This window comes from Parvibaculum sp. (assembly GCF_049651025.1).
Classification (GTDB): Bacteria; Pseudomonadota; Alphaproteobacteria; order Parvibaculales; family Parvibaculaceae; genus Parvibaculum.
Window position 1 is genome coordinate 1 of the sequence record NZ_JBASBH010000091.1, and the last position, 9,268, is coordinate 9,268.

At 61.5% G+C, this 9,268-nt stretch carries 9 protein-coding genes; 7 read left to right on the plus strand and 2 right to left on the minus strand.

All coding sequences use genetic code 11. The features are described from left to right. Nucleotides 1-204: 204 nt before the first annotated feature. The 7 genes from WA943_RS12030 (at nt 205) to WA943_RS12060 (ending at nt 7,425) form a co-directional block, all read left to right on the plus strand. A complete protein-coding gene (locus WA943_RS12030; protein ID WP_424470122.1) occupies nt 205-576 on the plus strand; it encodes a DUF423 domain-containing protein in 372 nt (123 codons plus the stop codon). Nucleotides 577-720: 144 nt separating this feature from the next. Continuing rightward, on the plus strand, nt 721-2,229 hold the full coding sequence (locus WA943_RS12035; RefSeq protein WP_424470123.1) for an FAD-dependent oxidoreductase: 1,509 nt from the start codon (nt 721-723) through the stop codon (nt 2,227-2,229). Between the two features lie 79 nt (nt 2,230-2,308). Then, entirely contained in the window at nt 2,309-3,280 is a 972-nt protein-coding gene (locus WA943_RS12040) for an alpha/beta fold hydrolase (protein ID WP_424470124.1), read from the plus strand. A gap of 279 nt (nt 3,281-3,559) precedes the next feature. Further along, nucleotides 3,560-4,918, plus strand: coding sequence for a glycosyltransferase family 4 protein (locus WA943_RS12045; protein ID WP_424470125.1), 1,359 nt, complete (start codon nt 3,560-3,562; stop codon nt 4,916-4,918). Then, nucleotides 4,884-5,600, plus strand: coding sequence for a class I SAM-dependent methyltransferase (locus WA943_RS12050; RefSeq protein ID WP_424470126.1), 717 nt, complete (start codon nt 4,884-4,886; stop codon nt 5,598-5,600). Before WA943_RS12045 ends, WA943_RS12050 begins: the two co-directional genes overlap by 35 nt. Continuing rightward, a complete protein-coding gene (locus tag WA943_RS12055; protein ID WP_424470127.1) occupies nt 5,597-6,685 on the plus strand; it encodes a prenyltransferase in 1,089 nt (362 codons plus the stop codon). The genes WA943_RS12050 and WA943_RS12055 overlap by 4 nt, the downstream gene beginning before the upstream one ends. A 131-nt stretch (nt 6,686-6,816) precedes the next feature. Next, nucleotides 6,817-7,425, plus strand: a complete 609-nt coding sequence (locus tag WA943_RS12060; protein ID WP_424470128.1) for a hypothetical protein — start codon at nt 6,817-6,819, stop codon at nt 7,423-7,425. Between the two features lie 208 nt (nt 7,426-7,633). Here the strand turns inward: WA943_RS12060 and WA943_RS12065 are convergent, their stop codons facing one another. Both WA943_RS12065 and WA943_RS12070 read right to left on the minus strand, forming a co-directional pair. Beyond that, nucleotides 7,634-8,251 (minus strand): class I SAM-dependent methyltransferase, encoded by a 618-nt coding sequence (locus WA943_RS12065; RefSeq protein WP_424470129.1) that lies wholly within the window; start codon nt 8,249-8,251, stop codon nt 7,634-7,636. Further along, complete coding sequence (locus WA943_RS12070) at nt 8,251-9,096, minus strand: fumarylacetoacetate hydrolase family protein (RefSeq protein WP_424470130.1); 846 nt, start codon at nt 9,094-9,096, stop codon at nt 8,251-8,253. The genes WA943_RS12065 and WA943_RS12070 overlap by 1 nt, the downstream gene beginning before the upstream one ends. Nucleotides 9,097-9,268: the final 172 nt, after the last annotated feature.

Genomic DNA, 9,268 nt, shown 5'->3' on the forward strand with positions numbered 1-9,268 from the left:
TCCCGGGAACAAGTCCCGGGACGACATTTGTAGGTGGCGAGATTCACGACCTGTCTTTCATTCACAAAAGACTGCCCCCAACATTCTCCAAAGAACTCGGCGTCGTCCCGGGACTTGTTCCCGGGACCCACCTGCCTATCGGTTGAGTTCCGCGTATAGTCATGGCCCGCATGAAGCGGGTCGTGATGAATAAGGGAAAAGACGATGAAACTCTGGCTGACGATCGGCGCATTCTCCGGCTTTCTCGCCGTTGCGCTCGGCGCGTTTGGCGCGCATGGGCTGGCGGCCCGCGTGCCTGCCGATCAGCTCAATGCCTTCGAGATCGGCGCGCGCTATCACATGTATCACGCGCTGGCGCTTCTCGTTGTGGCATGGCTCGCCTCGCAAGCGCCGGGCGCGCTCGTCTCGACGGCGGGCTGGGCCTTTGTCATCGGCACGGTCCTCTTTTCAGGCTCGCTCTATGTGCTCGGCGTCACCGGCAGCCGGGCGCTGGTGCTGGTCACGCCCATCGGCGGACTGGCCTTTATGATCGGCTGGGTCTGCCTGATCGCACGCGGATTGAAGCTCCCCGGCTGACGACCAAAAATCACGAAATCCGCCCCCGTAGCCGCTAGACAGCGGCCTTTCGCCTGCCTATGTTCTCGCTGTACCGAGGTCTATTTTTAGATCGAGGTACGGCGGGAGACCCGATTTCGGGGAAATTCGAGGGAGAGCGGCCTGATGGGCGAACGGGTATTGGTATTGGGTGCGGGGATTGCCGGGCTTTCGACGGCGCTGGCGCTGGGCACTTCAGGCCGCGAGATCGTGATTCTCGACCGCGATCCTCCGCCCCCGGAAACATCCGCCGATGAGGCCTTCGACGCCTGGGAGCGCAAGGGCGTCGGCCATGTCCGCCACAGCCATGCCTTCCTTGCACGCCTGCATGTCATCATCCGCGACAACTACCCCGAATTGATGCACGACCTGCTCGCCGCGGGCTGCCGCGAAATCCGCTTTCACGAAAACATGCCCGCCGATCGGCAGGCGGAATATGTGCCCGTGCCGAGCGACAGCGATCTGACGATCCTGACCAGTCGCCGCACGACGCTGGAACTGGTGATGCGCCGCTATGTTGCGCGCCAGAAGAACGTCACCTTCATTACCGATACGCGCGTGCGCGGCCTCATCACCGAAACACTCGGCAATGCGCTCACCGTGCGCGGCGTTGTCATCGAGGATGCGAACGGCACGCGCGACATGCGCGCCGATATCATCGTCGATGCGGGCGGCAAGAACAGTCAGGCCATTGAATGGCTGCGCGAGGCGGGCCTGCCCATCGACGAAGAATCCGCGCCCGCAGGCATCGTCTATTTCACGCGCCACTACCGGCTGCATGACGGCAAGGACGAGCCGGTACGGACCCGTGTACCGGGCGCGGGCGATATGGGCTATATCAAATACGGCCTCTTCCCTGCCGATAATCGCTGCTTCTCGATCACGCTCGCGGTGCCGGAAATCGAAATGGAAATCCGTCGCGCCATCGTGCACCCGGAAGTCTTCGACGCGCTTTGCGCCGAACTGCCCGGTATCGCAAGCTGGACCTCGCGCGAATATTCCGAACCCAAGAGCAAGGTCTTCGGCATGGGCGAGCTATGGGCGCGCTGGCGCCACATGGTGAAGGACGGCAAGCCGCTGGCGCTGAACTTCTTCCCGCTCGGCGACACGGTGATCCGCACGAACCCGCTTTATGGCCGCGGCTGTTCCTTTGCCGCGGTGCAGGCGCATATCCTGCGCGACGTGCTCGACAAGACGCGCGACCCCGTCGCCCGCGCGATCGACTTCCATGCCGGTGTCGAAGCGGAGCTGCGCCCCTATTACAACGACATGGTGAAGCAGGACGCCGCCGCGATCCGTCGCTCGGCTAATGCGCTGAACCCGAACTACAAGGCGAACTTTCGCGCGCGCCTCATCAAGAGTTTCGCCGAAGACGCGATCATGCCCGCCGTGCGAGCCGACATAGGCCTGCTGCGCGCCTTCATGCGCGGCTTCCACATGATCGAGCCGCCGGCCAAGTGGCTGAAGAGCACGCATAATGTGCTGACCGTTCTGCGCTACTGGTTGCGCGGCAAGAAGCGCAATACCAATGCCGGTCTCTATCCGCCAAAGATGGGCCCGGGCCGCACCGAAATGCTGACGAAACTCGGCCTGTCTACGACAGCGGATTTCGAGCGCATCAAGGCAGCCGCCTGAGTCTTGGTATAAGCGTCATCCGGGCTTCGTGCCGGGGTGACGATCCAGAAACTAGAAAACAAAACCGGGGAGCAAGAACATGGCATTTCCAGAGCCGCACTATGTGAAGGCCAACGGCCTCAACATGGCCGTTTACGAACAGGGACCGAAAGACGGCGTGCCTGTCGTGATGTGCCACGGCTTTCCTGAACTCGCCTATTCATGGCGTCATCAGATTCCAGCCCTTGCAGGCGCAGGCTTTCGCGCCATCGCGCCCGACCAGCGCGGCTATGGCAATACGGGCGGCCCCAAGGGCGAAGACGCCGTGCCGCTTTATGACATCGCGCATCTGACCGACGATCTCGCCGGCATGCTCGATGCGCTCGAACTCGACAAGGCGGTCTTTGCCGGTCACGACTGGGGCGGCATGGTCGTCTGGCAGATGGCGCTGCGCCACCCCGACCGCGTTGCGGGCGTCATCGGCGTCAACACGCCATTCATTCCGCGCGGACCGATCGACCCCATCGTCGGCATGCGGATGATGTTCGGCGAGGACATGTATATCGTCTTCTTCCAGAAATATGGCGTCGCGGAAAAAATGTTCGATGCCGACGTGCCGCGCTCGATGCGCTTCTGGTATCGCAAGTCCGCCATGAAGCTTGCCGACTTCGACGCCCTGCCCGCCGACCAGAAGAACCTTTCATTCCTCAAGGGCTTTGCGGCCGATGAAAGCACCTGGCCGGGCGAGCAACTGCTGAACGATGAAGAGCTTGCCTATTACACGGCGGCCTTCCGCAAGTCCGGTTTCGAGGGCGGCATCGGCTGGTACCGCAACTTCACGCGCAACTGGCAGCTTGGCGAAAACCTGGTCGAAAAGGTCAACGTGCCGAGCCTGATGATTTCCGCCGCCGACGACATCGTGCTGCGCCCGGAAATGACAGCAGGCATGGAAAACTTCGTGCCCGACCTTGAAAAGCACATCATCCCCGATTGCGGTCACTGGACGCAGGCGGAAAAACCCGCGGAACTGAACGCCATGATGGTGGACTGGCTGAAGCGCCGGTTTGGGTGAGTTTTTTTCATTTATCGTCATGCCCCTCTCCGGACTTGATCCGGGGATCGACCGGAGCATCCATCTACCCTTCGGGGACGCCGCTAAGGTGGATGGCCCGGTCAAGCCGGGCCATGACGGCTATTTGAGACAAAACCCCGACTTACAACATTGTTAGCCGCTTGTTGCCTCTGGCCTAACTGGTTATGATCCGCCGCCGTTTTGACTGCGGCGCAGCATGGGTTACACCAAGGCTGAACCCGCCCCCGGCGGCACCAGAGACAATAAGGATCAAGACGCATGTCGCAGACGCTTGAGCGCGAAGGCTCGAACGACGCGCTGGCGAAGCCTGCGATAACGTCCGGAGCAGATCACCACAAGATCGCCGCCGCCAAGGGCGACCGGCCCTTGCGCATCCTGCTGCCGAGCTATCGCTCGAACCCCACCACGGGCGGACAAGGCGTCTATATGCGCCACATCGCCAAGGCGCTGGCCGATATGGGCCACCAGATCGACGTGATTTCGGGCCCGCCCTACCCCGTACTCGACCCGCGCGTGAAGCTCATCAAGCTGCCCTCGCTCGATCTCTATGCGAACCCGCATCCGATCAAGGCGCTGCGTCCCTGGATGTTCGCCTATCCCGTCGATCTCTTCGAATGGTGGAGCCACAATACGGGCGGCTTTTCCGAGCCCTATACATTCTGCGAACGCATGGCGCGCTATGTGCGCGGCACGGTGCAGGATTATGACGTCTGCCACGACAATCAGACGCTGGGCTGGGGCCTGCTGAAACTGCGCGACATGGGCCTGCCCATCGTCGGCACGATCCATCACCCAATCACCATGGATCGCCGCATCGACATTCAGCACGCCAAGACGCTGTCGCTGAAACTGCTGAAGCGCCGCTGGTATTCGTTCCTCAACATGCAGATCAAGGTCGCGCGCGAGCTTGATCCGCTGATCGTGGTGTCGGAAAGCACGCGCCGCGACGTGGTGCGCGAATTCGGCGTCAAGACGGAGCGCACACGCCTCGTGCTGCACGGCATCGACCATATCCAGTTCCGCCCGATCCCCTCGATCAAGCGGCGCGACGATCTGATCGTCGCCTGCGCCAGCGCCGACGTGCCGCTGAAGGGCCTGATCTATCTGATCCGCGCCTATGCCGAATTGCTGAAGACGCGGCCGAACCTCAAGCTGAAGGTGATCGGCCGTTTGCGCGAAGGCAATACGACCGACGAGCTGCGCGCCTTCGGCATCATGGACAAGGTGGAATTCGTCGGCGGCATCACCGACGAGCAGGTCACGGAGCTTTACAACGAAGCGACGATTGCCGTGTCGCCTTCCGTCTATGAAGGCTTCGGCTTTCCCTGCGGCGAGGCCATGTCCTGCGGCACGCCGGTTATCGCAACGACCGGCGGTTCGCTGCCGGAAGTCGTCGGCGATGCGGGCATTGTGGTGCCGCATTCGAACCCGCCCGCGCTGGCAAAGGCCATCGCCGCCATGCTCGACGACAAGGAGATGCGCGACCGCTACGGCCATGCCGGACGCGAACGCATTCTCTCGCAATTCAAATGGGAACGCGCGGCGCGCGAAGTCACAGAAATTTACAGGCAGACAATAGCGAATGCAGACCGTCGACTTCAACATACTGGGTCTTAAGGACGGCCAGCGCAGCCTCGATCTGGGTTGCGGGGCGGGCCGCCATGTCCATGCCATGTATTACTACGCCAAGTGCCACGTCGTCGGGATCGATCTCGGCTTCGAGGACGTGAAGCGTACGCGCACGGGCTTTGAGCAGATCCCCGACATGGACCCAGAAACGCAGCGCGCCTTTTCGCTGACGGTCGGCAATGCGCTGTCGCTGCCCTTCCCCGATGCAACTTTCGACAAGATCGTCTGTTCGGAAGTGATGGAGCATATTCCCGACTACAAGCAGGCCATTGCCGAGATCGAGCGCGTGCTGAAGCCGGGCGGGACGCTCGCCATCAGCGTGCCGCGCTTCTTTCCCGAATGGGTGTGCTGGAAACTGTCCGACGACTATCACAATGAGCCGGGCGGCCATGTACGCATTTTCCGCGAAAGCGAATTGAAGAATTCGGTCGCCGAAAAGGGCATGACCTTCTTCCACCGCCATTGGGCGCATGGGCTGCATTCGCCCTATTGGTGGCTGAAATGCGCCGTGGGCGTGAAGCGCGAGGATGTGAAAGCGGTCAATCTCTACAAGAGCTTTCTCGAATGGGACATTCTGCAAGCGCCATGGCTGACCCGCACGCTTGAGAAAATCGCCGGGCCGCTGATGGGCAAAAGCGTCGTCTTCTATTTCACGAAGGGGACCGCATGACCTATCTGACTTATGGCGATGCGATCCCTGACGATTTCTTCAACGGCGCACGCGCGCGCATTCTGGAACTGCAGCGCGACAATGGCGCGATCCCCTGGTATGACGGCGGCGTCATCGATCCGTGGAACCACACGGAAGCGGCGATGGGCCTTGCCGTGCTCGGCGAGATCGAGCATGCGCGCCGCGCCTTCCGCTACCTCACCGACACGCAACTGAAAGACGGTTCGTGGTGGGGCAAACTCGGCAGCGCCGTGCCCTTCGACGATGAGGAACACCGCTATACGGGCAATGATGATGGCGCGGGCCATTCGATCCGCGACACGAATTTCGCCGCCTATATTGCAACGGGCGCGTGGCACCATTTCCTGATCACGCGCGACCGCAAATGGCTCGCCGATATCTGGCCGCATGTGGAAGCCGCCATTCAGTTCGTGCTGTCGCTGCAAACGCCGCATGGCGACATTCGCTGGTCCGCACCCGATCCGCATACGCCCGAAGACGACGCGCTCGTGAGCGGCTGCGCCTCGATCTATAAAAGCCTCGAATGCGCGGTGCATATCGCGCAGGAGCTTGGCCATCCCTCGCGCGAATGGGCGCTCGCCCGCGCCCGCCTCGGCGCCGCGCTGCGCGACACGCCGCATCGCTTCGACCGCACATGGGAACCGAAGGACCGCTTCTCGATGGACTGGTACTATCCGGTTCTTGCAGGCGTGTTCACGGGCGAAGCGGCACGCAAGCGCATCGACTGGAAATGGGACCTCTTCGTCGCCGAGGGAATGGGCTGCCGCTGCGTGCTCGATCAGCCCTGGGTCACGATTGCGGAATCCGCCGAACTGACCATGGCGCTGCTCGTCGCGGGCGACCGCAAACGCGCCGAAGCCATGCTGAGCTGGCAGCATCAGTGGCGCGATACCGATGGCGCTTACTGGATGGGCTATCAGTTTGAAAACGGCGTCGCATGGCCCGTGGAAAAGCCCGCATGGACGGCGGCGGCTGTGATCCTCGCGACCGACGCGGTGACCGGCGCCACGCCTGCGTCGCGGCTTTTTGCGGAGCATCCGCTGATAGCGGAAGCGGCGGAATAGGCAAGCCACGTCGCCTTTTTCTCTCCGTCATGCGCGGACTTGATCCGTGTATCCAAGTCTTTCATTTCGTCCGTCTAGCCACACATATTTGCTCGCGCTAAGCTCCTGTCGACACGACAGGGGGGAGCTGGATGCTGAAATGGATTGCCGCCACAGGATTTGCGGCCACGCTGATATCGGTAGCTTTCGCTGCTGAGGTCGATCCAGGCGCTTACGAGCCTTACACGCGCGACCAGTATCCAAAGACCTTCGAGAAATGGGGGACCGCTGGCGTCAGAAAAATCGACAAGGTGCGGGCCGCGGCAGCAAAAAAGGCCGCGGCATCGCGAGAGTGCGACAAGGTCGAATATGCCGAACTGTCCGATGCGCGCAGCACACCCAAAAAGCGTATTGTGGTTTTTGTCGATTGCACGAATGGCAAGCGCTTCTATATCAGCGATTCCGAAGTTGCGATTCCGGGCGATGCCCCCGTGCAATCCGAAGAGACAAAGATGCGCGCGCTGCCGGACAGGGTCGCAATCGAACGCTGCGAGACCGCTCTCAAGGCATCGCTCAAATTTCCGTCCAGCTATAATGCGGTGTGGGGCGGCAAGGGCGTCTATCGCGCACCGACGACAGGCAAGGTCGTCGCGACCATCGACTTCACCGCGAAAAACGGCTTCGGTAACGAAATTCCGCAGAGAGCGCAATGCTTCTTCAGCAGTGCCGGCATGACAGGCCCGGAACTCAGCGACCGTTGATCCAGTCGTGTATGAACGAATCCGAGAATTTCGGCACGGTTCGCGGAGAGAACCGCGTAGGCGGCGTCGGGATGACATTTCGCCTTTTTTCTCCGTCATGCGCGGACTTGATCCGCGTATCCACGTCTCTCCTGGCTCGCAATGTGGAAAAGGAAGACGTGGACGGCCGGGTCAAGCCCGACCATGACGAATGTTGTTGGGTAATTCTTTAAATCACCCGCCGCAAAATCCTGAGCGACTTCACCGCCCGCTCCTCCACAAACAAACCCGACGCGATCGCGAGCTTGTAGACCTCAAACGGCGGACGCCCCCCGTCCTTCGGATCGGGAAACACGTCATGAATGGCGAGGATGCCGCCGGGCACGACGCGTGGTGCCCAGTGACGGTAGTCGTCAAGCGCGGGCTCCAGCCCATGACCGCCATCGATGAAAACGAAACCGAGCGGCGTCGCCCATTGCTTTGAGGCAACCTTCGACGGCGCGACGAGCGGCACCACCGTGTCTTCAAGCGCGGCCATGCGCATGGTGCGGCGGAAGAGCGGGAAGGTATTCAGACGATCCGTCTCCGCGTCATAAAGCGTCGCGTCGTGATGCTCCCAGCCCTTCTGGTTTTCTTCAGAGCCGTAATGATGATCGAGCGCGTAAAGCACCGCGCCGTTCGCCTGCGCCGCGACGCCGATATAGACGGTCGACTTGCCGCAATAGGAGCCGATCTCAAGGCATGGCCCGAGCTTCGAGGCTTCAAGGGCTGCGTCATGCAGCGCCCAGCCTTCTTCGGCATCCATGAAACCCTTGATGCTCTCAATATCGACAGGAAGCTTTTTCATCATGCATCCGGCACAAAACGCGAGCGCTGTTCGCCAAGCCCGTCGATGCGGATCGTGACGACCTGCCCCGGCTTGACCCATGCGGGCGGCTTCATGCCTGCGGCGACGCCAGACGGCGTGCCCGTGGCAATGATGTCGCCCGGCAGGAGCGTGAAGAACTGGCTCAGATAGGAAATGAGTTCGGCGACGGGAAACACCATGTCGGCGGTGACGCCGTTCTGGCGCTGCTCGCCATCGACTTCCGTCATGATGCGCAAATTCTGCGGATCGGAAATCTCATCCGCCGTCACGAGCCATGGCCCGATGGGTGCGAATGTGTCGCCGCTCTTGCCCTTGGTCATCTGGCCGCCACGGTCGCGCTGGAAGGCACGCTCCGACACATCGTCGATGATCGTATAGGCGGCGACATAAGATAGCGCCTCGGCCTGCGACACATATTTTGCCCGGCGGCCGATGACGACACCAAGCTCGCCCTCGTAATCCATCTGGATCGAGCCGCGCGGGATCGCCACGTCGTCATAAGGCCCGTTGATCGCACTCGTCGCCTTCATGAAAAGCAGCGGCTCGCTCGGAACGTCATTGCCGGTCTCGGCGGCATGCTCGCGATAATTGCGGCCGATGCACATGATCTTGCCGATGCCGGCGAGCGGCGTGCCGAGCCGCGCGCCTTCAGGCGCAAGCGGCAGGGTCGCGACATCAATGGCGGAAAGCCGTCGCAAGGTCTCGGGCGAAAGCGTCGCGCCGGTGATGTCGGGAATATGGGCGGAGAGGTCGCGGACCCGGCCCGCGCTGTCCAGAAGCCCCGGCTTTTCCCCGCCTTTGGGGCCGAACCTGACGAATTTCATGAGGGGCTCTCCGTTATCATTGCGCTCCCATGCCTCGCACGTCCGAAATCGCACCGCAAGACCCTTGAGAAAACAGAAAAGTAAGCAATCCAGCGGATAATTCCGCGCTTGAGCCCCGGGGGACAAGCATGAGCGAACAGGACGCGTCGGAAATCGATATCGAGTATGAGGC